This is a genomic window from Streptomyces sp. NPDC020958, from assembly GCF_055562175.1.
This window is the reverse complement of record NZ_JBVHFU010000011.1, coordinates 225,991-251,723: the sequence shown is the minus strand read 5'-3', so window position 1 is coordinate 251,723 and position 25,733 is coordinate 225,991. Positions and strand designations below refer to the sequence as shown.

Genomic DNA, 25,733 nt, shown 5'->3' with positions numbered 1-25,733 from the left:
AGTCAACGGTCAGCGCCGGTCGGCCCCGGGGGCTCGTGCCCCTCACACACGGCTCCGAAGAGCTCGTCGAGCGGAGTGCTCAAGGCATGGGCGAGGGCGTGCCAGGTCTTGAGAGTGCCGATGGTGCGTCCCTGCTCGATCTCGATGAGGGTCCTTCTGGCCAGGCCGCTTCGATCAGCGAGCTCGTCATAGGTCCAGCCGCGCGCCGCCCGCAGCCGCGCAAGCTCCAGACGCAGCGCCTCGAAATCCGGGTCGGGCGGGAGGATCGTCACCCGACAATCCGACGGTGCAGACCACTGCCCTGTCAGTGCAGACCTCTGCCCTATTTCTGCAGGTGACGCCATCAAGTGAAGGGCAGAGGTCTGCACTACCGTGTGCGGGCCACCCCACCCTCCGCGGGTACAGCGCAGACATGACGGGAGGAACACGCCCCCCATGAGGCTTTGCACGACGCGACCCGGCGTCCGGCGCGCCTGGACCGTGGAACTGCGCCCGCAGCCCGGCGGACCGATCCTCGTATGCCAGCAGTGCTCCCGCAGCGACCGACTGCTCAGTGGCACGTCCGCTCGGTCGGAGCTCCTGGCCCACCTGGCACGACACGCTCGCCGCGATCTCCTCCCTGCTCACCTTCGTACCTGCCAGTGCCACGAGCGCGGCTGCAGCTGGCACCCGCGCCATCGAGGCTGTGGTGGGCCCATCCGGCTCGTGCTCGCACGCGAGCGAGGCGGACGGCTGTGGCGCCTCGCGGACGCGTGCACGGCCTGCGCCGCCGCCACGTCACAAGCGGCCGTCGTTCCCGACACGTTCATCAACGCTGCGACGGCGCCGCCGGCGCATGCGGACATCCGTCGAAAGCACCGAAGCCCCAGAGGCCCGGACAGGCAGACCCGGGTGCGGGAGATGCTCAACTACCTCGCCTCCGCGCTGCCGACTGAGACCGGACCTGCCGCCCGACTGATCGCCCTGCAATGCGCCTTGCGCATGAACGACTCGGCTCAAGTCCGCTTGCCGCTCGGGGTACTGCGCAGCCTTCGATTGGAACCTGCCACGGATTCCTGGCGGGATCTCCACCAGGCACGATGGCTATGCGCAACCCTGCCCACGTCGCACTCCAGCGCACGCGCTGTAGTCATCCAGCTCCTCGACGTCGGGCTCTTCGCCCAATGCCCGGCCCGTCCCGACCGGCTCGCTGCCGCAGACTGGGCGCTGCGAGCCGCTTGCGGCATCCGCATGGACTGCGCCCCGTTTTCCCAGCTCGTTGCCATGTGTATCAAGGCCCATACCGCTCCCGAGAGCACCCATGGAACAGCTGAAGTGGATCAGCTGGCACGCGAGTGCGGGCTGGCCGCAACGGATTTCACGGATGCACTTGACCAATTGACGGCCGCAGGACACATCAGCTCCTGGAGCGTGCAGTCGGCGTCGGGAGATCTGTACTGGACACTGACAGAGCCCGGCGAGCGTGGATGCGAAGGAACGACTCGTCGGTGACTGGCAGACGTCGACGGTCCGTCACACGCAACGTCGATATCGCAAACATCCGCGCCGAGGCGCCGGGGGCATCGCTCTCAGCGCCGACGCGGGATCCTGATCGACTAACGTCGAATTCCCGCCGCTCGCTTCTGACGTGTCCGCTGAGCGATTTTCCGAGCGCCTGAAGCATTCATAAGCCAGGCCGCGAATTGCAGGCCGACGTCGAACTGCTCCGCCACCTGTTCGTCGGCCCCGCCCGACAGAGCCGCGCCGATCGCCGCCGTCATGGGAATGAGCAACTCCCCAGAGAGAGCTGCGGCCTGCTTCTCCTTCAGCGCCATCTCAGGGCCTAGTTTTTTCTAGGCCGGTTCGGCTCCGTGGCACCCGCAGAGGCCTCGGTTGCCACCCGGACCACCTCGGCGCGGAAGTCCGCGTCCCAGATGAAGCCCGTCGTGCCTCCGGCATAGCCGACCCGTCGGATCACCAACCCCCGCCCCTTCAACCTGTTCGCGTTCATGAGGAGAGAGCACGGATGCTGACTGCACTTGGCCTCGCCGACGGCCACTACCTGTCGGTCGAGGAGGTCGACCCCCGCAAACCGGGCCCGCACGACATCGTCGTACGAGTCGGCGCCAGCGGGGTCTGCCACACCGACGTCACCGTCCTGGGCGGCCACCTGCCGATGCCACTGCCCCTCGTCCTCGGCCACGAGGGCGCCGGAGACCGGCTCCGAGGTGACCTCCGTCGCCGTCGGCGACCGGGTCATCGGCACCGTGGGCGCTGTGTGCGGCACCTGCTGGTACTGCGTCCGCGACATGACCCACCTCTGCGACAACAGCATGGCCATGACCTCGGCGCCGCGCGTCAAAAGGACCCACGGCACGGAGGTTCCAGCCTTTGTCGGCCTCGGCACCTTCGCCGAGGCGATGACCGTGCACGATGCAAGCGTGGTCCCCGTGACCACGGACCTGCCGGACGAACAGCTCGCGCTGATCGGATGCGCCATCACCAACGGCCTGGGGGCGGTGTTCAACACGGCTCAGGTGAAGCCCGCTTCGAGCATCGTGGTCATCGGCTCCGGCGGTGTCGGTCAGGCGGTGATCCAAGACGCGCGGATCGCCGGTGCCGCCCGCATCATCGCTGTCGATCCCCTGGAGAACAAGCGGTCGGCCGCGCTCGGTTCCGGCGCGACGGACGCGATCGACCCCACGAGCGCCGACCTGGTCGACGAAGTCCGGCGTCTCACCGGCGGACGCGGCGCCAACCACACCTTCGAAGTGGTGGGCAACCCCACGACCATCACCCAGGCGTGGGACGCCGCCCGCCGCGGCGGGACGGTCGCCCTCGTCGGAATGTCGGCCGCCGACGCGATGATCACCATGCCCGCGCTTTCCCTGGCCTCGGACGACAAACCGCTGTGCGGCAGCCTCTACGGCGGTACGCAGGCCCGGCGGGACATTCCGCTGATCGTGGAGTTGGCGGAGACAGGCCGCCTCGATCTCGCGTCGATGGTCACGCGCCGCGTACCACTGCACGAGGTGAACGACGCCATTCGAGCGTTGGAGGCGGGGTGAGCAGATCCGCACCGTCGTCGTATGACCCTCTGAAGTCAATCCAACCGCCATGGAGGCCAGCGCCGCACGCGGAGCTGGCCTCCGGGTTTCTTCCTCTCACCCACAAAGAGGAACACCTGTGCCCTACGACGCGTCGCTGTCCCCCACCTACTGCTTGTCGGAGCTGGAGCAATGGGCGTCATAACCGGATACCACCTGCAGTTAGCCGCGCCGAAGTGATGTTCCAGGTACGGCCGGCACACGTGGAGAAGCTGTCGCTGCCCCAGACGCTCTCCTCCTAGGACAGCGCGACCGTGAATCACTCCGCTGGCTACCGGGTGATTTCAGATGTCTCGGAAGTCGCCGACCAGACCTACGAGTACGGCATCGTCACCCTTGACGGCGCCTCCTCGTGCTCCGTTGAGGGCACCACACTGCTGAACCACCTTGGCGACGCCGTCCGTGAAAGGTCCGACACCGTTGTCATCGGAGGCATCGCGGTGCCGGGAGATCGGCCGACAGGTCGACCCCGTTGGGCATCGGCACCCGTAGCTCCGCTGGACCACGACATCCCGGGTCAGAGTGGGGGACAGCTTCAGCCGGCGCTCGACGAGATGGCCGATCAGGTTCACCACTGACGCTTCGTCCGTCAGCGCGGTCCTTTCCGGACGCCGGATCGAGCGGCATGAAGAGGAGCGCACGCCCGACATCCTCGAGATCACGTCGGCGGCCAGGCAGTCCATGTTGTCGATACGTCCTGACAAACCTCTTGACACCGCCGACAGGGCATTCGATAGTACGGGCATCTAGAACGTACTAGTAGCACGTTCTAGAGGCTGCCGAGCCGCACACACCCGATGGCTGCCGCAGACGACACGTTCCGCCGCACACGGCGTTCTCATCAACCGCTCGGCCGCGTCACTCGGCCGGGCGCGGCCCTCCCGAGGCCGGAACCCCATTCCCACCCTGATCAGCACAGCGAGGTGCAAGGGACATGCACAGACACCACAGAGCCGCCGCACTGGCCGCCACCGTTCTCACCGGCGCTCTTCTCGCCACCGGCTGCTCCAGCAGCTCAGGCGGCAAGAAGTCCGAGGAGACCGCGAACGGCGCGTCAGCGGGCAAGGCCACCACGCCCCGCATGACCGTCGCGCTGGTCACCCACCAGGCCCCCGGCGACACCTTCTGGGACACCGTCCGCAAGGGCGCCGAGGCCGCCGCGGCCAAGGACAACATCAAGCTCATCTACTCCGCCGACCCCAACGCGGGCAACCAGGCCAACCTGGTGCAGAACGCGATCGACCAGAAGGTCGACGGCATTGCCGTCACGCTGGCCAAGCCGGACGCCATGAAGTCCGTCCTGGCCAAGGCGGAGCAGGCCGGCATACCCGTGACCGGCCTCAACGCCGGCCTGAGCCAGTGGAAGAGTCTGGGCCTCCTGGAGTACTTCGGCCAGGACGAGACCGTGGCGGGCGAGGCGTTCGGCAAGAAGCTCAATGACATCGGCGCCAAGCACGCCGTCTGCGTCGTCCAGGAACAGGGCAACGTCGCCCTGACGCAGCGCTGCGACGGCGTGAAGAAGACCTTCTCCGGCAAGACCGACGTCCTCTACGTCAACGGAACCGACATGCCGTCGGTGAAGTCGACGATCACCGCCAAGCTCTCGGCGGACAAGTCCATCGACGAGGTGGTCACGCTTGCCGCGCCGATCGCGCTGACCGCCACGCAGTCGGTCTCGGACGCCGGCAGCAAGGCGAAGGTCGCCACCTTCGACCTCAACAAGGACCTCATCAAGGCCATCCAGAACAACTCCATCCAGTTCGCCGTCGACCAGCAGCCCTACCTCCAGGGCTACCTGGCCGTCGACGCGCTGTGGCTCTACAAGAACAACGGCAACTACAGCGGCGGCGGTGAGCAGCCCGTGCTGACCGGCCCGGCCTTCGTCGACAAGTCCAACGTCGACAAGGTCGCCGCCTTCGCCGCAAAGGGAACCCGGTGACGAGCATGACCCAGCACGCCGAGCCGGCGGTGACCACACCGCCGGCCCCCGGCCCCAGGGACACCGACGGGCGCACCGCCGAACGGTCCATGATCGTAAGGCTGTTGGCCCGCCCCGACGTGGGCGTCTTCCTCGGTGCCGTGGCCGTCTACGTGTTCTTCCTGATCGCGGCGCCGCCGGTGCGCGACGCCGGCTCGATGGCGAACATCCTCTACCAGTCCTCCACCCTGGGCATCGTGACCGTCCCGGTGGCACTGCTGATGATCGGCGGCGAGTTCGACCTGTCGGCCGGCGTCGGGGTGATCACCTCGGCGCTGACCGCGAGCATGACCGCCTACCAGCTGAGCATGAACGTCTGGGTCGGCGTCATCGCCGCCCTGATCGTGTCGCTGGCGATCGGCTTCTTCAACGGCTGGATGGTCGTCAAGACCGGACTGCCGAGCTTCCTGGTCACCCTGGGCAGCTTTCTGATCCTGCAAGGGGTCAACCTCGCGGTGACCAAGCTGGTCACCGGCAACGTCGCCACCGACGACATCAGCACCATGGACGGCTTCGACCAGGCCAAGAAGGTCTTCGCCTCCAGCTTCGACATCGGCGGCGTCCAGGTGAAGATCACCGTCTTCTGGTGGCTGCTGTTCGCGGCGATCGCCACCTGGGTGCTGCTGCGCACCAGGTACGGCAACTGGATCTTCGCGGTCGGCGGCAACAAGGAGTCGGCCCGCGCGGTCGGCGTTCCGGTCGCCTTCACGAAGATCTCGCTGTTCATGCTGGTCGGCGTCGGCGCCTGGTTCGTCAGCATGCACCAACTGTTCTCGTTCAACACCGTGCAGTCCGGCGAGGGCGTCGGCATCGAGCTGATCTACATCTCCGGCGCGGTGATCGGCGGCTGCCTGCTGACCGGCGGCTACGGCTCGGCGATCGGCCCGGTCTTCGGCGCGTTCATGTTCGGCATGGTGCAGCAGGGCATCGTCTACGCCGGCTGGAACCCCGACTGGTTCAAGGCCTTCCTCGGCGTGATGCTCCTTGGCGCCGTCCTGATCAATCTGTGGGTCCAGCGCACAGCGACCCGGAGGTGACCCGAATGACAACCAACGAAACCGGCACCCACGGCGCTGTCCTCGCGGACAGGGCCCCCGAGAAGGACTCCCCGGTCGTCGAACTGCGCAACGCGGGCAAGGCGTACGGCAACATCCGTGCCCTGCACGGCGTGAGCCTGACGGTGCATCCCGGCCAGGTCACCTGCGTGCTCGGCGACAACGGCGCCGGCAAGTCCACCCTCATCAAGATCATCTCCGGGCTGCACCAGCACACCGAGGGCGAGTTCCTCGTCGACGGCGAACCGGTGCGCTTCTCCACCCCGCGCGAGGCGTTGGACAAGGGCATCGCGACCGTCTACCAGGACCTCGCCGTGGTCCCGCTGATGCCGGTGTGGCGCAACTTCTTCCTGGGCTCCGAGATGACCAAGGGCCCCTGGCCGTTGCGCCGCCTGGACATCGAGAGGATGAAGAAGACCGCCGACCACGAGCTGCGCGAGATGGGCATCGTCCTCGACGACCTCGAACAGCCCATCGGCACCCTGTCCGGCGGTCAGCGCCAGTGCGTCGCGATCGCCCGCGCCGTCTACTTCGGCGCCCGTGTCCTCATCCTGGACGAGCCCACCGCCGCCCTCGGCGTCAAGCAGTCCGGCGTGGTCCTCAAGTACGTGGCCGCCGCCCGCGACCGCGGCCTCGGGGTCATCTTCATCACCCACAACCCGCACCACGCCTACATGGTCGGCGACCACTTCAGCGTGCTGCGCCTGGGCACCATGGAACTCTCCGCCGAGCGCAGCCAGATCACGCTCGACGAACTCACCAACCACATGGCCGGCGGTGCCGAACTCGCAGCTCTCAAGCACGAGTTGTCCCAGGTCCGCGGTGTCGACGTCGAGGAACTCCCCGAAGAGGCCGACCTCACCGCACCCGTAGCAGTCACCAAGGAAGCCGCCTCCTGATAACCGTGGCGGCCGGCCCCGCCCACACGTCTCCGCCACCGACGGGCGCAACCAATTGAGACGCCAAGTCCACCTCTCCACCCCCGGAGTCTCCGGAGCGAAGGGAAATCAGTGTCATGCCGTTCGAAGTGCTGACCATTGGCCGCGTGGGAGTGGATGTTTATCCACTTCAGACCGGCGTGGGGCTGGCGGAGGTCACCTCGTTCGGCAAGTATCTCGGGGGTAGCCCGACCAACGTGGCGGTGGCCGCGACCCGGTACGGGCACTCCTCGGCTGTGATCACAAAGACGGGCAGGGACCCGTTCGGGGACTTCGTCCGGCAGGCACTGGAGAGCTACGGCGTCGACAGCCGGTTCGTCGGTACGTCGGACATCGCACCGACGCCGGTGACCTTCTGCGAGATCTTCCCACCGGATGACTTCCCGCTGTACTTCTACCGGCTCCCAAAGGCCCCCGACCTGGACATCACCGCTGGTGAGCTGGACCTGGGGGCAGTACGGGACGCGGCGGTCCTCTGGGTGACAGGTACCGGGCTCAGCGAGGAGCCGAGCCGCTCGGCCACGCTGGCCGCTCTCGCTCACCGGGCCAAGGCGGGGACGACGGTCTTCGACCTGGACTGGCGGCCGATGTTCTGGGCTGACCCGGACCAGGCGCGCGGGTTCTACGAGCAGGCCCTGCGGCACACGACGGTTGCTGTGGGCAATCTTGACGAGTGCGAGGTGGCTACCGGCGAGCGTGAGCCGTATGCGGCGGCGAAGGCGCTACTGGCCGCCGGAGTGGACCTGGCCATAGTCAAGCAGGGCCCCAAGGGAGTCCTGGCCATGGACCGGGACGGTTCTACCGCCGAGATCCCGCCGGTTCCGGTGGAGGTCGTCAACGGGCTCGGCGCCGGAGACGCCTTCGGCGGCGCGTTGTGCCACGGCCTGCTGTCGGGCTGGGACACCCGCCGCACCGTGATCTTCGCCAACGCCGCCGGCGCCATTGTCGCGAGCCGACTTTCCTGCTCCGACGCGATGCCGACCGAGGCCGAGGTCGACGCCAAGCTCGGCGAGGCGGCCGGAACATCCACCAACGACTCCCAGCAAGAGGTGTGACGACGTGCTGTCCGAGAATGTGAGCCGGATCGTGAACGCCCGGGTGGGCGACCCCAGCGCCGTCGCGGCCGCCGCTGCGCGCCGGGTGAAGGCTCCCTCCCTGCTCGGCGAGCACGGCAAGGCGATGATCATCGCCGCCGACCATCCGGCCCGCGGCGCCAACGGCGTCGGCGGGGACCCGAATGCGATGGCGGACCGGTTCGAACTGCTGGAGCGCCTGTGCACCGCGCTGGAACGGCCCGGCGTGACCGGTGTCCTGGGAACCGCGGACATCCTCGAGGACCTGCTGCTGCTCGGCGTGCTGGAAGGCAAGAGCGTCTTCGGCTCCATGAACCGGGCGGGCCTGGCCGGGTCGGTGTTCGAGATCGATGACCGGTTCACCGGCTACGACGCCGCCACGATCGCCGCGATGGGCTTCGACGGCGGCAAGATGCTCACCCGCATCGCGCTGGGCGACCCCGCCACACCGGCCGCCCTGGAGAACAGTGCCCGAGCGATCGACGAGCTCAATGACCGTCAGCTCATCGCGATGGTCGAGCCGTTCCTGTCCGCCTGGCAGGACGGGAAGATCCGCAACGATCTGTCCACCGATGCCGTCGTCAAGTCGGTCACCATCGCCTCGGGGCTCGGCCGGCGTACCGCCTACACCTGGCTCAAGCTTCCGGTGGTGGAGGACATGGAACGGGTGCTGGCCTCTTCCACCCTCCCGGCGCTGCTGCTGGGCGGCGAGGTCAAGGACGCGGACGCGGCCTTCGCCTCATGGGGCAAGGCGCTCAAGCAGCCGACCGCGCAGGGGCTCGTCGTGGGCCGGTCTCTGCTCTACCCCTCGAACGGTGACGTCGCCGGTGCGGTGGACAAGGCGGTGAGCCTGCTGTGAGCAAGTACCACCTGCCGTCGGGGACTTCTTCCGATGGCCCCTATGACCTCCTGGTCACGCCGGAGTCGGCGGGCTGGGGATACTCCGGCCTGAGGATCCTGACCCTCAAGCCGGGCGAGGCACACGCCCTGTCCACCGCCGACTCCGAGTTCCTGGTCCTGCCGCTGACGGGCTCCTGCACCGTCACCACGGACGGCAGCGTCTTCGAACTCACCGGCCGGACAGGCGTGTTCGCCTCGGTCACCGACTTCGCCTACCTCCCCCGCGAGTCGGAGGCCCTGATCAGCAGTGCGGCCGGCGGACGGTTCGCACTGCCCAGCGCCCGTACCGGGCGGAGCTCACTCTCCGCCCGGTACGGGTCCAAGGAGAACGTGCCCGTGGAGCTGCGCGGTGCCGGGGCCTGCTCAAGGCAGGTGAACAACTACTGCCTGCCCGGCACCTTCGACGCCGAGCAGCTGCTGGTCTGCGAGGTCCTCACACCCGGCGGCAACTGGTCGTCGTATCCGCCGCACAAGCACGACCAGGCCCGGCCTGGCCAGGAGTCGGAGCTGGAGGAGATCTATTACTTCGAGGTCGCCGGCGGCGAGAACGGCTTCGGCTACCAGCGGGTCTACGGCACCGAAGCACGGCCGATCGACGTGCTGGCCGAGATCCGCTCCGGCGACACGGTGCTGATCCCGCACGGCTGGCACGGCCCTTCGATCGCGGCGCCCGGCTACGACCTGTACTACCTCAACGTCATGGCGGGTTCCGGTCAGGACCGTGCCTGGCTCATCTGCGACGACCCCGCCCACGGCTGGGTCCGCACCACCTGGGACGCCCAGGACGTCGACGACCGGCTGCCGTTCGGCGCCGAGGAGAACCACTGATGAACACGATCAGACTGACCACCGCTCAGGCCCTGGTGCGCTTCCTGGCGAACCAGTACAGCGAGCGCGACGGCCAGCAGCAGCGCCTCATCCCCGGGGTGTGGGGCATCTTCGGGCACGGCAACGTGGCCGGCATCGGCCAGGCGCTGCTGCAAGCGGCCACGACCGGCGAGGCCGACCTGCCCTACTACCTCGCCCGCAACGAGCAGGGCATGGTCCACGCCTCCGTCGCCTACGCGAAAATGCGCGACCGGCTGGCCACCTTCGCCTGCACCGCCTCGACCGGCCCCGGCTCCACCAACATGATCACCGGTGCGGCACTGGCCACCACCAACCGGCTCCCGGTCCTGCTGCTGCCGTCCGACATGTTCGCCACCCGCGCCGCCGACCCGGTGCTGCAGCAGCTGGAGGACACCCGCGGCGGGGACGTCACCGTCAACGACGCCTTCCGCGCCGTATCGAAGTACTTCGACCGCATCTCGCGGCCCGAGCAACTCATCCCGGCCGCCCTTGCGGCCATGCGGGTGCTGACCGATTCGGTCGAGACAGGTGCCGTCACCCTCGCGTTGCCGCAGGACGTGCAGGCCGAGGCGTACGACTGGCCGGTGTCGTTCTTCCGGCGGCGGGTGTGGCACGTGGGCCGCCCGGTGCCGGAGGCGGCCGCCGTCGAGCGGGCCGCCCGTCTGCTGCGCAATGCCCGCAAGCCGCTGATCGTGGCGGGCGGCGGTGCCGTGTACTCCGGTGCGGAGACCGTGCTGCGCGCGTTTGCCGAAGCCACCGGGATCCCGGTCGCTGATACCCACGCCGGCAAGGGCGCCGTCCCCTGGGACCACCCGTACGCGGTCGGCGGCATCGGATCGACGGGGTCGTACGCGGCGAACGAGCTGGCGCGTGAGGCTGACGTCGTCGTGGGTATCGGCACGCGGTACTCGGACTTCACCACCGCCAGCCACACCGGCTTCGGCAATCCGGACGTCACCTTCGTCAACCTCAACGTGGCCCGCCTGGACGCCGTCAAGCACTCGGCGGAGCCGTTGGTCGCCGACGCCCGGCTCGGCATCCAGGCCCTCTCCGGAGCGCTGGACGGCTGGGAGGTCGAGGAGACCTACCGCCGTCACATCCGCCGGCTGATCGCCCGGACGCGGCAGATCGAGGACGAGTGCTTTGCTCCCGAGCGGAACACCAGTGATCTGCCCGCCCAGACGCAGATCCTCGGCGCCCTGAACGAGGTCCTCGGCGACCGTGACGTGGTCATCAACGCTGCCGGCTCCATGCCCGGCGACCTGCAGCAGCTGTGGCGCGCCAGAGACCCGAAGGCTTACCACGTCGAATACGCCTATTCCTGCATGGGATATGAGGTCGCCGCCGGTGCCGGTGCCAAGATGGCCGACCCGACCCGCGAGGTCGTCGTGCTGGTCGGCGACGGCTCGTACCTGATGATGGCCCAGGAGATCGTCACCATGGTCTCCGAGGGACTGAAGGTCATCATCGTGCTTGTCCAGAACCACGGCTTCGCGTCGATCGGTTCGCTGTCCGAGTCACTCGGCAGCCAGCGCTTCGGCACCAAGTACCGCTTCCGCGACGGCGATTCGGGCCTACTGGATGGCGACGTCCTCCCGGTCGACCTCGCCGCCAACGCCTCCTCCCTCGGCGCGGACGTCCTGCACGCCACGTCGGTGGAGGAGTTCCGGGCGGCGATGGAGAAGGCCAAGGCCGCCACCCGCACGACCGTCGTCCACGTCGAGACCGACCTCTACGGCCCCAACCCGCCCGGCCACGGCTGGTGGGACGTCCCCGTCAGCCAGACCTCCGCTCTCGACACCACGCGCTCCGCTTACGAGACGTACGCCGCTCAGAAGCAGAACCAGCGCCACTACCTGTAAGTCCCGTCCCCGCAAAGGAAACCCGCACCGTGACCACCATCCAGCACTGGATCAACGGCGCTCCCGTCCAGGGCACCGCCACAGCCACCCAGCCGGTCTTCAATCCGGCCACCGGCGCCGAGCAGGCCCAGGTCGTCCTCGGCGGCGCGGCCGACGTGGACGCCGCCGTCCAGGCTGCCTCTGCCGCCTTCGAGACCTGGTCGGAATCGTCGCTCACCCAGCGCACGCAGGTCATGTTCAACTTCCGCCAGCTGCTCCTCGAGCACGAGGAGGAGCTCGGCCGGATCATCTCCGCCGAACACGGCAAGACCGTCGACGACGCCCGCGGCGAGATCACCCGCGGCCGCGAGGTCGTGGAGTTCGCCTGCGGCCTCGGTGACGTGCTGAAGGGCTCCTTCTCCGACCAGGTCTCGCGTGGCGTGGATGTGCACAACTTCCGCCAGCCCCTCGGCGTCGTCGCCGGCATCACCCCGTTCAACTTCCCCGCGATGGTGCCGCTGTGGATGCACCCCATGGCCATCGCCACCGGCAACACCTTCATCCTGAAGCCCAGTGAGCGCGACCCGTCGGCCGCGAACTTCGTCGCCGATCTGTACAAGAAGGCCGGACTGCCCGACGGTGTCCTCAACGTGGTGCACGGTGGCAAGAACGCGGTCGACGCGATCCTCACCCACCCCGGCATCGAGGCCGTCTCCTTCGTCGGGTCGACGCCGATCGCCAAGTACGTGCACGAACAGGCCACCGCGCACGGCAAGCGCGTCCAGGCCCTCGGCGGCGCCAAGAACCACGCCGTCGTCCTGCCCGACGCCGACCTCGAATTCGCCGCCAACCACATCACCGCCGGCGCCTACGGCTCCGCCGGCGAGCGCTGCATGGCCGTCTCCGTCGCCGTCGCCGTCGGCGACGCCGCCGACGGACTCGTGCAGGTGCTGGAGCGCAAGGCCCGCGAGGTGAAGGTCGGCCCCGGTGACCAGCCCGGCACCGAGATGGGGCCGCTGGTCACCAAGGCCGCCCAGGAGCGCGTCGAGAGCTCGGTCGGCGTCGCCGCCACCCAGGGCGCCACCGTCGTCGTCGACGGCCGCGGTCTCAAGCTCGACGACCCCGCCTACGCCGAGGGCTTCTTCACCGGCCCCTCCCTCCTGGACCACGTCACCACCGAGATGGCGGCGTACAAGGAGGAACTCTTCGGCCCGGTGCTGGCGATCCTCCGAGTCGAGACCCTGGACGAGGCGATCAACGTCATCAACGCCAACCCCTACGGCAACGGCACCGCCCTGTTCACCGCCTCCGGCGAAGCAGCCCGCCGCTTCCAGCGCCACATCAAGGTCGGCATGATCGGCATCAACGTACCGGTGCCCGTCCCGATGTCCTACTACTCCTTCGGCGGCTGGAAGGACTCCCTCATCGGCGACTCCCCCATCCACGGCCCCGAAGGCATCCGCTTCTACACCCGCCCCAAGGTCGTCACCACTCGCTGGCCCCAGCCCAAGCAGCAGGTCAGCGCGGGCTTCAACTTCCCCACCTCCAACTGAGTTTCCGTGCCGCTCTCCGAAGGACACACCATGGCAACGGCGCCACCCCCCTTCCGCACCACTGCGGGCAACCTCTGCCTGGGCTCGGCCCCCGACTCGTGGGGCGTCTGGTTCCCCGAGGACGAGCACCAGGTGCCGTACACCCGCTTCCTCGACGAACTCGCCCAGGCCGGCTACGAGTGGCTGGAGCTCGGCCCCTACGGCTACCTCCCCACCGACCCGCAGCGCCTCAAGGACGAACTCGACGCCCGCGGCCTCCAGGTCTCCGGCGGCACCGTCTTCGGCGCCCTGCACCGCCCCGACGCCTGGGACGACATGCTCGCCCACGTCCGGCAGATCGCCGGCCTGACCGCCGCCGCCGGCGCCCACCACCTCGTCTTCATCCCGCCCATGTTCCGGGACGAGAAGACGGGCGCGTTCACCGAGTCGCCCGAGCTGACCGCCGAACAGTGGGCGGGGTTCGGCAGGGCCGCCGACCGGCTCGGCAAGCTGCTGCTCGACGAGTACGACGTACGCCTCGTCATCCATCCGCACGCCGACAGCCACATCCAGACCCAGCCCGAGATCGAACGGCTGCTGAACGAGTCCGACCCCCGCTACACCAACCTCTGCCTGGACACCGGCCACGTCGCCTACGGCGGCGGCGACAACCTCGACCTCATCCGCCGCTTCGGCGAACGCGTCGGCTACGTCCACATCAAGCAGATGGACCCCGCCGTCCTGGCCCAGGTCGCCGCCGAAAACCTCTCCTTCGGCGAGGCCGTCAAGCGCGGGGTGTGCGTCTCCCCGCCCGCCGGCTTGCCCAACCCCGCCGACATCGTCACCGCACTCGCCACCCTCGACGCCGAGCTGTTCGTGATCGTCGAACAAGACCTCTACCCCTGCGCACCCGAGGTGCCGCTGCCCATCGCCGTCAGCACGCGCGAGCACCTGGCCGGCTGCGGCCTGACCGGCACCCGACGCCCGAGGCTGACGCTCCCTGCCGACGAGCAGCCGAGCAGAGCCCCCGAGTAACCAAGCCACCGGCTCGCGCGGTGGCCGGCCTATGGGGACCCCCGGCGCAGTTGACGCGCCGTGGCGGGCTTCTACGCGGTGCTGACGGCTTCCGCGCGTGATTGCTAGAACGTTACAGGCTTCATGGCCACCGGACACTTGACAGCGGCTCATGGTGACTGGCGTACTGGTCAGAGTATATAGAACGTTCTAGTTCCCGGTCGTCCGGAGATGAGGAGAACCACGATGTACGCACTGGCGGTCTGTGCGGAGATGGTCTTCCGCGACCTTCCGATCGAGGAGCGGGCACGGCGTATCCACGAGGCCGGTTTCCAGGTCGAGATCTGGGACTGGACGAACCACGATCTCGATGCCCTCGCCCGCTCGTCCGCCGAGATCGTCTCGATGACGGGGTACGTGAGCGGCAGCCTCACCGAGGACGACGGCGCCGCCGAACTGCTGCGCACGGCCGAGGAGTCACTCAAGGCGGCCGAGCACCTGGGCTGCACTCGCCTGAACCTCCACGGAACCGGTCTGGACAGCCAGGGGCTGCCCGTGGTGCCGGTACCCGGGGAGCCCACCGGCGCGATGTGGATGGCCGCGCACCGCACACTCACCCGGATCGCCGAGCTCGGCGAGAACGCCGGGGTCATCTTCACCCTGGAGAATCTCAACACCGCCGTCGATCACCCCGGGGTGCCCTTCGCGAAGGCTGCCGACACCCTGGCGCTGGTTGCCGCCGTGAACCGGCCCGGTCTGCGCATGAACCTGGACCTGTACCACGCCCAGATCGGCGAGGGAAATCTGATCGAGCTGGTGCGCCGCGCCCACGGCGCGGGACTCATCGGTGAGATCCAGGTGGCGGACGTGCCGGGCCGCTGCGAACCCGGCACGGGAGAGATCAACTACCCGGCCATCGCCCGCACCCTCGCAGACATCGGCTACGACGGCACCGTCGCCATGGAGGCATGGGCATCCAGCGACAGCGAGGCCGCTCTGGAACGCTTCCGGGCCGCCTTCACCGTCTGACAGGAGCGACCGCGGGACATCTGCCCCGCCCTCGCGTCCGCGCACCACGGCAGCCGCCACCACCGAAGCCACGACGTAGATCACGGAGTATGTGCCATGACCTCCCCCCAGTCCCTCGCGGTCGGCCTCATCGGCGCCGGACGCATGGGCTCCTTCCACGCCGAGACCCTGGCCCGCCGCCTCCCCGGGGTACGGCTGGCCGCCATTGCCGATCCCGCACCCGGGGCCGCGAAGGCTCTGGCCGATCGTCTCGGCTGCCCCAAGACGTACACGGAGATCGGTGACCTGCTCGACGACCCCGAGATCGAGGCGGTCGTGATCGTCACGCCCGCCCGCACCCACGCCGGACTCATCGAGGCCGCAGCACGCGCCGGCAAGTCGGTCTTCTGCGAGAAGCCGATGGCCGTCACCCTCGACGAAGCCGACCGCGCCATCACCGCCGCACATGAGGCGGGCGTGGTGCTCCAGGTGGGCTTCAACCGCCGCTTCGACGTCGGCTTCCGCGCCGCCCACGAGAAGATCACCGCCGGTGACATCGGTACCCCGCAGCTGCTGCGTTCCCTCACCCGGGACCCCAACCTGCACGACCCGTCGCGCATCCCGCCATGGACGATCTTCCTGGAGACGCTCATCCACGACTTCGACGTCCTGCGCTACCTCAACCCCGGCTCAGAGCCCGTCGAGGTCTTCGCCATGGCCGACGCCCTGGTCCGGCCCGACTTCAAGGAACACGGACTGCTCGACACGGCCGTGGTGACGATCCGCTTCGACAACGGCGCCATCGCCACGGCGGAGGCCAACTTCCAGGCGGTGTACGGCTATGACGTCCGCGGTGAGGTCAAGGGCTCGACCGGCATGCTCACCCTGGGTGACCTGCGCAGCAGCCACCTCACGTCCTACGGTGTGGCCGGCGCTGCCGCCGAGTGCGTCAGCTACGACCAGGATCTCTTCCACGCGGCCTACGTTGCCGAACTGGCCGAGTTCACCGACAGCGTCCGGGACAAGCGTGCTCCGTCGGTGACCGGCGAGGACGCTCGGGCCGCGCTGGGCATCGCCCTCGCCGCGATCGGTTCGATCGCCACGGGCGGTGCGGTCAGCGTGGGTGACGTCAGGGAGAGCCCGGTGACAGTGCGGCCGTAGCACCGAGCACACGACGCCGACTCGGCGGCGCCTTCTCCAGCCCGAGCGGCCGCCGCCAGGGTCGTACCTCTCACGTCACCGTGCCGTTGCCGAGCCCCCTCCTGAAGCAACGCCACATGGAACGTTCTACAATCGGTCCCCAGCAGACGAGACCGACCAGGAGAGGACAGGATGCCTGCGACCCCGGCGGTCCCGGACGGGAAGCGGCCGACGCTCGCCGACCTGGCGACGCGGGCAGGCGTGTCCACCGCGCTGGCCTCCATCGTGATGCGCGGGGCGAAGGGGGCCAGCGCCGCCACCCGCGAGCGTGTCCTGGAGGCCGCGCGGGAGATCGGCTACCGCCCGGACGCCCGGGCGAGACTGCTGCGCAGCCACCGCTCCCACCTGCTCGGCGTGCAGTTCGGCCTCCAGCATCCCTTCCACGCCGACCTGGTGGAGGGCATCTACGCCACCGCCGAACCAGCCGGATACCAGATCGCGCTGAGCGCCGTGACCGCCGAACGGGGTGAGCAGCGTGCCGTCGAAACCCTGCTCGACGACCGCTGCGAGGCGCTGATCCTGCTAGGCCCACAGGCCCCCGCCTCACGGCTGACGGAGCTCGCCGGGCAATTGCCGGTCGTCTCTGTGGCCCGCCACCTGCGGCCACCCGTCCCCGGCCTGGAGGTCGTACGGACCGCCGACGACAAGGGCGCCCGCCAGGCGGTCGACCACCTCGTGGCGCTGGGCCACCGTGCCATCGCCCACATCGACGGCGGCAAGGCACCCGGCGCAGCCGACCGGCGACGCGGCTACCGCACCGCCATGAGCCGCCACGGTCTCACCGAGCACATCCGCGTCGTGCCCGGGGGCCTCACCGAGGCAGAGGGCGCCGAGGCCGCCCAGGTTCTCGCCGCCTCCCACCCGCGCCCCACCGCGGTCCTCGCCTTCAACGACCGCTGCGCGACCGGTGTCCTCGATGTCTTCCTCCGCAGCGGCATTCCCGTCCCCGGCGCCATCTCCGTCGTCGGCTTCGACGACAGCCATCTGGCCCGCCTGGCCCATATCGACCTCACCACCGTCGGGCAGGACATCCCCCGCCTCGCCCACCTCGCCGTGGACCGGGCCATCGCACGCCTGGACGGTCGCGACACCGGTACCGGGGAACAGGTGGTGGCTCCACACCTCGTGGTCCGGGGGACGACGGCCCCGCCCTCTACCGCACCGGCCACCTGAGCGTCGTCTGGGCCAACCTCGCACCGCACACAGTCCCACGCGCCTCCAACTACCTGAGGAATGGGGTACAACGGCGAACTCGGCGACTTTCTCCGCTCCCGTCGCCCCCTCCTCACCCCGAACACCGCCGGACTGCCACCGGGCGCGGGGCGCGCCGGGTGCCCAAGCCGTGAGGAGGTCGCGCCCCTGGCGTGTGTCACCACCCACTACACCCGCCTGGAGCAGGGCCGCCACCCGCACCTCTCCGAAGCCGTCCCTCCGTCCCCCACGCCCTGCGTCTCGACGACGAACGCGGCTACCTCTTCGCCCTCACCCGCCCCGCGTCCCACCGCCCCGTAGCGCCGACGCACGCCCCGAGCGGAGCGGACCCGGTCCGCGGCCCGCCAGAGGCTGGAGTTCACCGCGCTTCGAGGCATTCCCGGTGACCAGGTGCGTGCTCGGCGGACGCGGCACGGAGCAAGAAGTGCCCGACACAGTCATCACTTCCTTTTGCCAGGTTTGCCGAGGCGTGACAAAACGGCCTGCCGGACATGTCCACTGTCACCTCGCAGACACTCCCCACGTCGCCTTCCGGCTGGCCCAGTCGCACCTAGGGACTTTCGTTTGGATCACCGTGCGGACCAAAGGAAGATGCCTGCGATGTAGAGCGATTGCTATCTGCGGGGGCTGATGCTGGACGGCCGGCGCAAGTCGATCCAGCCGATGGCGCAGCGGCTGCCGGACGGGAACACGCAGGCCCTGGAGCAGTTCGTCAACCAGTCGCCGTGGCAGCGGACGCCGGTGCGGCGGCGGATCGCCGAGCGGCTGGTCCAGGTCGTCAAGCCCGAGGTGTGGGTCATCGACGACGTCGCGTTTCCCAAGTGCGGGCGGGCGTCGGTGGGGGTGGCCCGGCAGTACTGCGGGGCGCTGGGGAATCGGGCCACCTGCCAGGTCGCCGTCAGTGTGCATGCGGCCACGGATACCGCCTCCTGCCCACTGGAATGGGAATTGTTCCTACCCGAGGAACGGGCGCACGACACCCGGCGTCGCACGGCTGCGGGCGTGCCCGATGAGGTGGGGCATGTGCCCAAGCCCCGCCTGACCCTGGGGCTGCTGGAGAGGCTGGCGGGTTGGCTTCCGTCGGTGCCGGTGATTGTGGCCGACTGCGGTTACGGCCGCAGTGTCTGCTTCCGCCTGGCCCTGGAGGAACGCGGCTGGTCCTACATCGTCGCTGTCGAGCCCAAGGAGATCGCCCGCCCGGCCGGTGCCAAGCCGGAGCTGCCGCCCTACCAGGGATGGGGCCCGCCCACGTTGCCGCGCTATCGCGAGCCGGCCCGCCCCCTGCACCAACTGATCGATGCGCACACCCGCTTCGAGGACGTCACCTGACGAGAGGGCAGCAGGGCTCAGTCATCCACCGCCCTCGAGTCCGCGAACGGCATCTCCAAGATCCCCGCCAGAACGGCCGCTGCCGATGGTGTACGCCCACGGGCAACCTCGGACGCGGCGCCAGCGGAGAACTTCAGCCTGGCAGGCGGCAAGTTCTCGATCTTGAGTTGGAGCCGCCATCGCCGCGAAGTCGCAGTCGACGGCGTTTCCAGTGCTCGCGGCGAAGTGCCAACTGCCGCATCACGGCTCGGCCGTCATCCTGATCCCACAGAATCACGGTGCCAACTATCCTCGGTATGTGACAACTACCGTCTGTGGTCACAGCGAGCTATCGCCGAACCCGCGGCATCCCCAGTCCGATCCAGGAGATGATCTCGCGCTGGATCTCGTTGTTGCCGCCGCCGAAGGTGAAGATGACCGCCGAGCGGTAGCCGCGTTCCAGGTCGCCGTGGAGGACCGCGCCGGCCGAGCCCTCCTTCAGCGGGCCCGCCGCGCCGGCAATCTCCATGAGCCAGGCGTAGGCGTCTCGGCGGGCCTCGGAGCCGTAGACCTTGACCGCGGAGGCGTCCTGCGGGGTGAGGGTGCCGTCCTGGACGGCGCTGACCATCTGCCAGTTGAGGAGCTTCATGGCGTCGAGGCGGGTGTGCGTCTGCGCGAGGCGGCGGCGCACCCAGGGCAGGTCGACGACCCGGCGGCCGTCGGCGAGCTTGGTCTCCATGGCCCAGCGCTGCACGTCGCGCAGGGCGCGGATGGCCATGGTGCCGTGTGCGGCGAGGGTGACGCGCTCGTGGTTGAGCTGGTTGGTGATGAGTCGCCAGCCCTGGTTCTCCTCGCCGACCCGGCGGGAGACGGGGACGCGGATGCTCTCGTAGTAGCTGGCCGTCGTGTCGTGGGAGGCGAGGGTGTTGATGAGGGTGCAGGAGTAGCCGGGGTCGGTGGTCGGCACCAGGAGCATGGTGATGCCCTTGTGGGGCGGGGCCTCGGGGTCGGTGCGGGTGGCGAGCCAGACCCAGTCGGCGGTGTCGCCGTTGGTGGTCCAGATCTTCTGGCCGTCGACGACGTACTCGTCGCCGTCCCGGACGGCCCTCGTCCGCAGGGCCGCGAGGTCGGTGCCGGCGTCGGGCTCGCTGTAGCCGATGGCGAAGTCGATCTCACCGGAGAGGATGCGGGGCAGGAAGTACGACTTCTGCTCCTCGGTGCCGAACTGCATGATCGTGGGGCCGACGGTGTTGAGCGCCATCAGGGGGAGCGGGACGCCCGCCTGGGCGGCCTCGTCGAAGAAGATGAACTGTTCCATCGCGGTCAGTCCGCGCCCCCCGTACTCCTCGGGCCAGCCCACGCCGAGCCAGCCGTCCGCGCCGAGCCGCCGGAGGGTCTCGCGGTAGAAGCGTTTCTGCGCGGCCGGGTCGGCGTAGCGGGCGTACGCGTTGTCCGGCACCAGGCCGGCGAAGTAGGCGCGCAGTTCGGTGCGCAGCCGCTGCTGCTCGGGCGTGTGGTCGAGGTGCACGGCGCCTCCAGGCTCCCGACGGGTGGTCCTGACGGCGCACACCGTAGAACGTGTTCCAGAAATAGGGAATGGCGGTGCGGCCGCCTCTCACCCGGCGGCGGTCAGCCGAGCACCGCGAGGAACTCCGTGCACGCTCTGGCGCACGCCCGGCAGGCGTCCGCACCCTTCTCGGCCCCGGGCTGGGTGTCGAAGGCCTGGGCGCACTCGAGGCAGATCGCCCGGCACCACTCGAGCTGGACGCGCAGGCCGGTCTCGTCCCTGCCGGTCTCCTCCGTCAGCGCCCGGCAGGTCGCGTCGCACACCTCGGCGCACATGATGCCCTTGCGGCGCACCTGTTCCGCCTGGGCGGCCCCGCCCGGGTCGAGTACGCCGGCACGCAGCGCGCACGCCCGGGCGCATTCCGCACAGGCCTGCGCGCACGCGAACCGGTCCTCCAGGAATCGGTACAGCTCCTGCTGGGAAGTCTGCTGTGTCACCCGGGCCGGGTAGCCGGGCGGGCGGCGCGGCAAACACCCAGGCACCCAGCGGTTCCGGCCGGCCACGGCATCACCGGGCGGCAACGGCACCGCCGGGCGGCGGGCGGCCATGGTGCCATTGGCCGGGCCGGGAGCTCGCCACGGCGTCGCGGACCGCGCACGATCAGTCACCCATCACGCCCGGTTCGCACCAGTCTGGATGGGTATCTCCTTGCTATGAGTACGGTATCGATGCAGCAGCTGGCCGCTCCCAGCGGCCTGATGAGTCTCGCGCTCTTCCTGGTGGCCGTGGCCGTGCTGGCGATGCTGGCCGGCGGCTTCTGGCTGGGCAACCGGGTCAAGTACCACGAGTCGGACCGGCCGCGCCCCGAGGAGCAGCCGAAGCTGCCACCGGAGGGCGCGGTGCACGAGATCCTGGAGAACCGCGAGTCGGAGGAGATCCCGCAGATCCCCAAGGGCGGCCGTCCGCTCACCCCGTACGAACTGGGCAACCAGCAGACCAGGCCGAGCGCGTCGAAGGACCGGCCACGCTGGAGCAAGGGTTCCAGCGGCTCGTTCGGCGGCGGCGGGCTCGGCGCCCACTGAGCGGGCCCGCTACTCCCCCGCGGTCCCCCGGCCCGCGTCGAGACGTCCGACGTGGGCCACGTTCCCGAGGTCCTCGGCGTCCTGGCTCGGCGTGGCCGCGAACCAGGCGTCGAGGATCTCCTTGAGCACCGGCTGCGAGGTCAGCCGCAGGCTCAGGGCGAGCACGTTGGCGTCGTTCCAGCGCCGGGCGCCGTCGGCGGTGTAGGCGTCGGCGCACAGGGCCGCGCGCACCCCCGGGACCTTGTTCGCGGCGATCGAGGCACCCGTACCGGTCCAGCAGCAGACGACCGCCTGGTCCGCGGCACCGGTGGCCACGTCGCGGGCGGCGGCCTCCGAGCAGACCGCCCACTGGGGATCGGCCCCCGGGTCCAGCGCGCCGTACGCGCGCACCTGGTGGCCGCGACGGCGCACCTCCTCGACGAGGAGGCGGGCGACGGGTTCGTCCATGTCCGAGGAGACCGAGATCTTCACACCCCCGCACGTTACGCGCCGGCCCCGGGGACTTCACCCTCCCCTCGGGGTTTGACAGTGCCGCCCCGCCTCCACCATGCTTCCATTAATTCATTAGCACAAGCATGATGGAGCCGAGGAAGGCGACGTTGATCGACTACCGGATCGACCGTGGCAGCGGTGTACCGGCCTACGTGCAGATCGTCGAGCAGACCGAACGGGCGCTCAGGATGGGCACCCTGCGGGTCGGCGACAAGCTGCCCACGGCCAAGGAGGTGGTGGCGGCCACCGCCATCAACCCCAACACCGTGCTGCGCGCCTACCGCGACCTGGAGCAGGCCGGCCTGGTCGAACTGCGCCGCGGTCTCGGGACCTTCGTGACGCGGTCACTCGCCCGGCCCGACGCGGCGGACGACTCGCCGCTGCGCCGCGAGGCCACCGCTTGGGTGACCCGCGCCCGGGCGGCGGGGCTGGAGCGGGCCGATGTCCTCGCCCTGGTCACGGCCGCCCTGGACGCCTACGACGACCAGCACGACGGCACGGCCCCGGACCACCGGGGCCGGCAGGAGAAGGAGGACGCATGACCGGGCCTGACGCCTCGGCCGCGCTGTGCGCCACGGGACTGGGGCTGCGGTACCGCAGACGGGGCGCATGGGCCCTGCGGGACTGCGAGTTCACGGTGCCCCGCGGCCGGGTCACCGCACTCGTCGGACGCAACGGCGCCGGCAAGAGCACCCTGCTGCACCTGGCCGGCGGCCTGCTGCGCCCCGGCGCCGGGGAACTCCGGGTCATGGGCACCGTTCCCGGTACGGCCGAGTCCCGCGCCCGGGTCGCGCTGCTCACCCAGGACAAGCCGCTCTACCCGCGCCTCACCGTGGCGGACACCCTGCTGATGGGCGAGAAGCTGAACTCCACGTGGGACCGGGCGACCGCCGAGCGGATCGTCCGCGAGGGCGGCATCCCGTTCCACGCCCGGGTCGGCGAACTGTCCCCCGGCCGTCGCACGCGCGTCGCGCTCGCCCTGGCCCTGGGCAAACGGCCCCGGCTCCTGCTCCTCGACGAGCCGTTGGCCGACCTCGACCCGGTGGCACGCGGCGAGATCATGGCCGAACTGATGGTCGAGGCCGCCGAGCACGCCACGGACATCGTGTTGTCCTCGCACGTCCTGCCGGAACTGGAGGAGACCTGCGACTGGGTCCTGGTCCTGCGGGACGGTCGCGTCGAGCTGTGCGAGGACGCCGACGCGCTGCGCCACAGCCACGCCGTGCTGACCGGGCCCGCCGGCCAGGCCGACGCCCTGGCCGCACAGCACACCGTCGTGCACAGCCGTACCGGCGGCAGACAACTGACCACCCTGATACGGCAGCACGGACCGGTGCGCGGTGACTGGCACGTCGCACGCCCCGCTCTGGCGGACGTCCTGGTCGGCTACCTCCGGTCCGGCGCACCGGGGTTCCCCGCCGCCGCTCCCGCCGCACGGACGGGGGCGGCCGCGTGAAGGGCTCCCTCTGGCTCGCATGGCGCCAGCACCGCATGCCGGCCGGCATCGGCGCGGCCGCGCTGGTGGTCGCCGCGGCGATCGCCTCGTACTACCGCTCGGGCATGCTGGACGCCCTGCACAGCGGCCTGTTCGACCACTGCCCCACCGGGCCGCTGTACTGCACCCGCTCCGGCACCGGCCTGCCCCTGCTGCTGGACGTCGAGCCGCTGCAGTACCTCGGGGCGCTGAACATCGCGCTGCCCGTCGTCATCGGCGTCTTCTGGGGCGCCCCCTTGCTGGGCCGCGACCGGGAACTCGGCACCCACCGCATGATCCTCGCCCAGGGTGTGAGCCGGGGCCAGTGGTTCACCTCCCGGTTCGCGCTGGCCGCGGTGACCACGACGGCCCTGTCCGGCCTGCTGGCGGGGGTGTTCGCCTGGTGGTGGCGGCCGGCCGCCGACCGGAGCTACGGACTGTTCTGGTACGACGACACGGCCCTGGGCGGCTCGGGCCCCCGCGTCGTGGCGGCCGCCCTGTTCGGCCTGGCGGCCGGCACCCTGCTCGGCCTGCTGGCCCGCCGGGTACTGGCGGCGATGGGCCTGACCCTGCTGGTGACGGGCGCGACGACGCTCCTGCTGGAGTGGACGCACCGGACCCGGCTGCTGGTCCCGCCGCACACCTACGTCAGCACCGGCAGCGTCCCCAAGGCACCGATGGGCGAGAAGTGGTCGACCGGCACCTACGGCCTGATCACCGCCTCCGGCCGCCACGACGACGTGCTGAACTGCCCCTATCCGTCGGGCTCCCAGCTCAGGGAGTGCATGGCCGCGCACGGGTACGTCGCCCGCTTCTACGAGGCCAATCCGGCCGGTGACTACTGGGCGTTCCAGTGGACCGACACCGCCGTCCTGGGCGGCCTGGCCGTGCTGCTCACGGTCGCCACCGTGCTGCTCCTGCGCCGCCGCGTCTGACCGCGGCGCCGGCCGGCCGCTTCTTCCCTTCACTTCCCCCCCCGACGGGGGTCACCTTGCGCACGGAGGTCGCTTCGCCATGCCGTCCGACATACCCGCCGGAGGACCGTCCGCCGAACCGCGGCCGAACGGGCCGGCCCGGCTGGCCGCGGTGGACGGGCTCCGCCTGGTCGCGGCCCTCATGGTGGCCGCGTACCACTTCCTCGGAACGCCCACCCCGCGCTTCTGGGGACGCACCGAACTCCGTGACCTCGCACCGTTCCTGCACGAGATCAGCCGCTACGGCTGGCTCGGGGTCGAGTTCTTCTTCGCCATCAGCGGGTTCGTCATCTGCATGAGCTGCTGGGAACGGACTCCGGGACAGTTCGCCGTCTCCCGCGTGGCACGGCTCTTCCCGGCCTACTGGTGCGCGGTGCTCCTCGTCGTCGGGCTCGTCCTCGTCTCACGGCTGGGTCACTGGCCCGCCGCCACCCGGGTCGACCCCCGCACCGTCGTCGGAAACCTGACGATGGCTCCGGGGCCCCTGGGGCTCGACCTGGTCGACGGGGTCAGCTGGACGCTGTGGGTGGAGGCCCGCTTCTACCTGCTGATGGCCGTGCTGCTCGTCTTCGGGCTGTCGTACCGGCGGGTGGTGGCCTGCTGCGCGGCCTGGCTCATGGCCGGTGTCGTCGCCCTCGAACTGCACTCACCGCTGCTCGACGAATTCGTCCTGCCCCGCTACACCGGCCTGTTCGTCGCCGGAATCGTCCTGTACCTCATGCACAGGTTCGGGCAGAGCCTCCTGCTCTGGCTGCTGCTGGGCTTCGCCTGGGCCTACGCACTCACCGTGCTCGACATCCGGGTGGCCGACCACGCCACCGTGCCTGCGGGTGAGAGCCGCCCTTCCTGGGCCGTGTGCGCGGCCGTGCTCACGGTCTGCCTCGGGCTGCTGGCACTGGCCGGTGTCCAAGGCCCCTTGGCGAGACTGCGATGGCGTCCGCTGGTCACCGCGGGCGGACTCACCTACCCCTTCTACCTCGTCCACCAGAGCATCGGAATTCCCTTGGCCAAAGGCCTGATCCGGGCTTTTCCGAAGCTGGGGCCGCTGCCTTCGATGGCGGTGTCGGTCGTGTGCGTGCTGGGGCTGTCCCTGCTCGTCCACACCGTGGTGGAGCGCCCGCTCGGGCGCCTGCTGCGGCATCGTCTGACGCTCGACGCGCGGGTAGGGGACCTGGGCGCGCAGCCGGTCCTGACCCGCGCCCGGTAACGC

At 69.7% G+C, this 25,733-nt stretch carries 25 protein-coding genes and 2 pseudogenes; 21 read left to right on the top strand and 6 right to left on the bottom strand.

Annotation, left to right across the window (positions count from 1 at the left end):
* Positions 1 to 2: 2 nt before the first annotated feature.
* Entirely contained in the window at positions 3 to 272 is a 270-nt protein-coding gene (locus tag ACZ3KP_RS28660) for a helix-turn-helix transcriptional regulator (protein WP_067259018.1), read from the bottom strand.
* Positions 273 to 900: 628 nt separating this feature from the next.
* On the opposite strand from ACZ3KP_RS28660, the gene ACZ3KP_RS28655 reads away from it, so the two are divergent.
* Complete coding sequence (locus tag ACZ3KP_RS28655; RefSeq protein WP_467502769.1) at positions 901 to 1,491, top strand: hypothetical protein; 591 nt, start codon at positions 901 to 903, stop codon at positions 1,489 to 1,491.
* 104 nt (positions 1,492 to 1,595) lie between these two features.
* On the opposite strand, the gene ACZ3KP_RS28650 is transcribed toward ACZ3KP_RS28655, so the two are convergent.
* On the bottom strand, positions 1,596 to 1,814 hold the full coding sequence (locus tag ACZ3KP_RS28650) for a hypothetical protein (protein ID WP_067259020.1): 219 nt from the start codon (positions 1,812 to 1,814) through the stop codon (positions 1,596 to 1,598).
* 191 nt (positions 1,815 to 2,005) lie between these two features.
* Between ACZ3KP_RS28650 and ACZ3KP_RS28645 the strand changes: the two are divergent.
* Both ACZ3KP_RS28645 and ACZ3KP_RS28640 read left to right on the top strand, forming a co-directional pair.
* Positions 2,006 to 2,372, top strand: a pseudogene (locus ACZ3KP_RS28645) (alcohol dehydrogenase catalytic domain-containing protein); the annotation flags it as partial.
* 27 nt (positions 2,373 to 2,399) lie between these two features.
* Entirely contained in the window at positions 2,400 to 3,047 is a 648-nt protein-coding gene (locus ACZ3KP_RS28640; protein ID WP_467502835.1) for a zinc-binding dehydrogenase, read from the top strand.
* Between the two features lie 323 nt (positions 3,048 to 3,370).
* Here ACZ3KP_RS28640 and ACZ3KP_RS28635 read toward each other — a convergent pair whose 3' ends face one another.
* On the bottom strand, positions 3,371 to 3,769 hold the full coding sequence (locus ACZ3KP_RS28635) for a hypothetical protein (protein ID WP_467502768.1): 399 nt from the start codon (positions 3,767 to 3,769) through the stop codon (positions 3,371 to 3,373).
* 251 nt (positions 3,770 to 4,020) lie between these two features.
* Here ACZ3KP_RS28635 and ACZ3KP_RS28630 point away from each other — a divergent pair, with 251 nt between their 5' ends.
* From ACZ3KP_RS28630 to ACZ3KP_RS28570, 13 genes and pseudogenes are all read left to right on the top strand, one after another.
* Positions 4,021 to 5,025 (top strand): substrate-binding domain-containing protein, encoded by a 1,005-nt coding sequence (locus tag ACZ3KP_RS28630; protein WP_067259024.1) that lies wholly within the window; start codon positions 4,021 to 4,023, stop codon positions 5,023 to 5,025.
* Between the two features lie 5 nt (positions 5,026 to 5,030).
* A complete protein-coding gene (locus tag ACZ3KP_RS28625) occupies positions 5,031 to 6,101 on the top strand; it encodes an ABC transporter permease (protein WP_467502833.1) in 1,071 nt (356 codons plus the stop codon).
* Positions 6,102 to 6,106: 5 nt separating this feature from the next.
* Positions 6,107 to 7,018 carry an ATP-binding cassette domain-containing protein gene (locus ACZ3KP_RS28620; RefSeq protein ID WP_467502767.1) on the top strand — a complete coding sequence of 304 codons (912 nt, stop codon included), beginning with the start codon at positions 6,107 to 6,109 and terminating at the stop codon, positions 7,016 to 7,018.
* Between the two features lie 116 nt (positions 7,019 to 7,134).
* Complete coding sequence (gene iolC, locus ACZ3KP_RS28615; protein ID WP_067259027.1) at positions 7,135 to 8,112, top strand: 5-dehydro-2-deoxygluconokinase; 978 nt, start codon at positions 7,135 to 7,137, stop codon at positions 8,110 to 8,112.
* A 4-nt stretch (positions 8,113 to 8,116) separates the two neighbouring features.
* Positions 8,117 to 8,989, top strand: coding sequence for a Cgl0159 family (beta/alpha)8-fold protein (locus ACZ3KP_RS28610; RefSeq protein ID WP_467502765.1), 873 nt, complete (start codon positions 8,117 to 8,119; stop codon positions 8,987 to 8,989).
* Entirely contained in the window at positions 8,986 to 9,858 is an 873-nt protein-coding gene (iolB, locus tag ACZ3KP_RS28605; RefSeq protein ID WP_467502763.1) for a 5-deoxy-glucuronate isomerase, read from the top strand. The genes ACZ3KP_RS28610 and iolB overlap by 4 nt, the downstream gene beginning before the upstream one ends.
* The gene (gene iolD, locus ACZ3KP_RS28600; RefSeq protein ID WP_467502761.1) at positions 9,858 to 11,741 is read left to right on the top strand and encodes a 3D-(3,5/4)-trihydroxycyclohexane-1,2-dione acylhydrolase (decyclizing); all 1,884 of its coding nucleotides are present in this window, start codon (positions 9,858 to 9,860) and stop codon (positions 11,739 to 11,741) included. The genes iolB and iolD overlap by 1 nt, the downstream gene beginning before the upstream one ends.
* 29 nt (positions 11,742 to 11,770) lie before the next feature.
* Entirely contained in the window at positions 11,771 to 13,273 is a 1,503-nt protein-coding gene (locus tag ACZ3KP_RS28595; RefSeq protein WP_467502760.1) for a CoA-acylating methylmalonate-semialdehyde dehydrogenase, read from the top strand.
* A 30-nt stretch (positions 13,274 to 13,303) separates the two neighbouring features.
* Positions 13,304 to 14,287, top strand: coding sequence for a TIM barrel protein (locus tag ACZ3KP_RS28590; RefSeq protein ID WP_467502758.1), 984 nt, complete (start codon positions 13,304 to 13,306; stop codon positions 14,285 to 14,287).
* A gap of 225 nt (positions 14,288 to 14,512) precedes the next feature.
* Complete coding sequence (locus ACZ3KP_RS28585; RefSeq protein ID WP_079079489.1) at positions 14,513 to 15,295, top strand: TIM barrel protein; 783 nt, start codon at positions 14,513 to 14,515, stop codon at positions 15,293 to 15,295.
* Positions 15,296 to 15,391: 96 nt separating this feature from the next.
* Positions 15,392 to 16,435, top strand: coding sequence for a Gfo/Idh/MocA family oxidoreductase (locus ACZ3KP_RS28580; RefSeq protein ID WP_467502757.1), 1,044 nt, complete (start codon positions 15,392 to 15,394; stop codon positions 16,433 to 16,435).
* A 171-nt stretch (positions 16,436 to 16,606) separates the two neighbouring features.
* Positions 16,607 to 17,647 (top strand): LacI family DNA-binding transcriptional regulator, encoded by a 1,041-nt coding sequence (locus ACZ3KP_RS28575; RefSeq protein ID WP_217236390.1) that lies wholly within the window; start codon positions 16,607 to 16,609, stop codon positions 17,645 to 17,647.
* Between the two features lie 648 nt (positions 17,648 to 18,295).
* A pseudogene (locus tag ACZ3KP_RS28570) lies at positions 18,296 to 18,979 on the top strand (IS701 family transposase); the annotation flags it as partial.
* Positions 18,980 to 19,343: 364 nt separating this feature from the next.
* Here ACZ3KP_RS28570 and ACZ3KP_RS28565 read toward each other — a convergent pair.
* Both ACZ3KP_RS28565 and ACZ3KP_RS28560 read right to left on the bottom strand, forming a co-directional pair.
* The gene (locus ACZ3KP_RS28565) at positions 19,344 to 20,522 is read right to left on the bottom strand and encodes an acyl-CoA dehydrogenase family protein (RefSeq protein ID WP_358982390.1); all 1,179 of its coding nucleotides are present in this window, start codon (positions 20,520 to 20,522) and stop codon (positions 19,344 to 19,346) included.
* A gap of 101 nt (positions 20,523 to 20,623) precedes the next feature.
* Complete coding sequence (locus ACZ3KP_RS28560) at positions 20,624 to 20,998, bottom strand: four-helix bundle copper-binding protein (RefSeq protein WP_467502755.1); 375 nt, start codon at positions 20,996 to 20,998, stop codon at positions 20,624 to 20,626.
* Between the two features lie 216 nt (positions 20,999 to 21,214).
* Between ACZ3KP_RS28560 and ACZ3KP_RS28555 the strand changes: the two genes are divergently transcribed.
* On the top strand, positions 21,215 to 21,583 hold the full coding sequence (locus tag ACZ3KP_RS28555) for a DUF6479 family protein (protein WP_467502754.1): 369 nt from the start codon (positions 21,215 to 21,217) through the stop codon (positions 21,581 to 21,583).
* 9 nt (positions 21,584 to 21,592) lie between these two features.
* Here the strand turns inward: ACZ3KP_RS28555 and ACZ3KP_RS28550 are convergent, their stop codons facing one another.
* A complete protein-coding gene (locus ACZ3KP_RS28550; protein WP_467502752.1) occupies positions 21,593 to 22,054 on the bottom strand; it encodes an RpiB/LacA/LacB family sugar-phosphate isomerase in 462 nt (153 codons plus the stop codon).
* Between the two features lie 104 nt (positions 22,055 to 22,158).
* Between ACZ3KP_RS28550 and ACZ3KP_RS28545 the strand changes: the two genes are divergently transcribed.
* The 4 genes from ACZ3KP_RS28545 (at position 22,159) to ACZ3KP_RS28530 (ending at position 25,730) form a co-directional block, all read left to right on the top strand.
* Positions 22,159 to 22,617, top strand: a complete 459-nt coding sequence (locus ACZ3KP_RS28545) for a GntR family transcriptional regulator (RefSeq protein WP_467502751.1) — start codon at positions 22,159 to 22,161, stop codon at positions 22,615 to 22,617.
* Positions 22,614 to 23,531: an ABC transporter ATP-binding protein gene (locus tag ACZ3KP_RS28540; RefSeq protein ID WP_467502750.1), complete on the top strand. Its 918-nt coding sequence runs from the start codon at positions 22,614 to 22,616 to the stop codon at positions 23,529 to 23,531. Before ACZ3KP_RS28545 ends, ACZ3KP_RS28540 begins: the two co-directional genes overlap by 4 nt.
* Positions 23,528 to 24,484: a transporter gene (locus ACZ3KP_RS28535; protein WP_467502748.1), complete on the top strand. Its 957-nt coding sequence runs from the start codon at positions 23,528 to 23,530 to the stop codon at positions 24,482 to 24,484. The genes ACZ3KP_RS28540 and ACZ3KP_RS28535 overlap by 4 nt, the downstream gene beginning before the upstream one ends.
* 79 nt (positions 24,485 to 24,563) lie before the next feature.
* Positions 24,564 to 25,730 (top strand): acyltransferase family protein, encoded by a 1,167-nt coding sequence (locus ACZ3KP_RS28530; protein WP_467502746.1) that lies wholly within the window; start codon positions 24,564 to 24,566, stop codon positions 25,728 to 25,730.
* Positions 25,731 to 25,733: the final 3 nt, after the last annotated feature.

Excerpts from the sequence above, each read along its gene's own strand:
- ACZ3KP_RS28620 (WP_467502767.1), top strand. The coding sequence starts at position 6,107 with ATGACAACCAACGAAACCGGCACCCACGGCGCTGTCCTCGCGGACAGG.
- ACZ3KP_RS28590 (WP_467502758.1), top strand. The coding sequence starts at position 13,304 with ATGGCAACGGCGCCACCCCCCTTCCGCACCACTGCGGGCAACCTCTGC.
- ACZ3KP_RS28545 (WP_467502751.1), top strand. The coding sequence starts at position 22,159 with ATGATGGAGCCGAGGAAGGCGACGTTGATCGACTACCGGATCGACCGT.
- ACZ3KP_RS28540 (WP_467502750.1), top strand. The coding sequence starts at position 22,614 with ATGACCGGGCCTGACGCCTCGGCCGCGCTGTGCGCCACGGGACTGGGG.
- ACZ3KP_RS28635 (WP_467502768.1), bottom strand. The coding sequence starts at position 3,769 with ATGGACTGCCTGGCCGCCGACGTGATCTCGAGGATGTCGGGCGTGCGC.
- ACZ3KP_RS28640 (WP_467502835.1), top strand. The coding sequence starts at position 2,400 with ATGACCGTGCACGATGCAAGCGTGGTCCCCGTGACCACGGACCTGCCG.
- ACZ3KP_RS28630 (WP_067259024.1), top strand. The coding sequence starts at position 4,021 with ATGCACAGACACCACAGAGCCGCCGCACTGGCCGCCACCGTTCTCACC.
- ACZ3KP_RS28575 (WP_217236390.1), top strand. The coding sequence starts at position 16,607 with ATGCCTGCGACCCCGGCGGTCCCGGACGGGAAGCGGCCGACGCTCGCC.
- iolD (WP_467502761.1), top strand. The coding sequence starts at position 9,858 with ATGAACACGATCAGACTGACCACCGCTCAGGCCCTGGTGCGCTTCCTG.
- ACZ3KP_RS28580 (WP_467502757.1), top strand. The coding sequence starts at position 15,392 with ATGACCTCCCCCCAGTCCCTCGCGGTCGGCCTCATCGGCGCCGGACGC.
- ACZ3KP_RS28555 (WP_467502754.1), top strand. The coding sequence starts at position 21,215 with ATGAGTACGGTATCGATGCAGCAGCTGGCCGCTCCCAGCGGCCTGATG.
- ACZ3KP_RS28650 (WP_067259020.1), bottom strand. The coding sequence starts at position 1,814 with ATGGCGCTGAAGGAGAAGCAGGCCGCAGCTCTCTCTGGGGAGTTGCTC.
- ACZ3KP_RS28655 (WP_467502769.1), top strand. The coding sequence starts at position 901 with ATGCTCAACTACCTCGCCTCCGCGCTGCCGACTGAGACCGGACCTGCC.
- ACZ3KP_RS28585 (WP_079079489.1), top strand. The coding sequence starts at position 14,513 with ATGTACGCACTGGCGGTCTGTGCGGAGATGGTCTTCCGCGACCTTCCG.
- ACZ3KP_RS28530 (WP_467502746.1), top strand. The coding sequence starts at position 24,564 with ATGCCGTCCGACATACCCGCCGGAGGACCGTCCGCCGAACCGCGGCCG.
- ACZ3KP_RS28625 (WP_467502833.1), top strand. The coding sequence starts at position 5,031 with ATGACCCAGCACGCCGAGCCGGCGGTGACCACACCGCCGGCCCCCGGC.
- iolC (WP_067259027.1), top strand. The coding sequence starts at position 7,135 with ATGCCGTTCGAAGTGCTGACCATTGGCCGCGTGGGAGTGGATGTTTAT.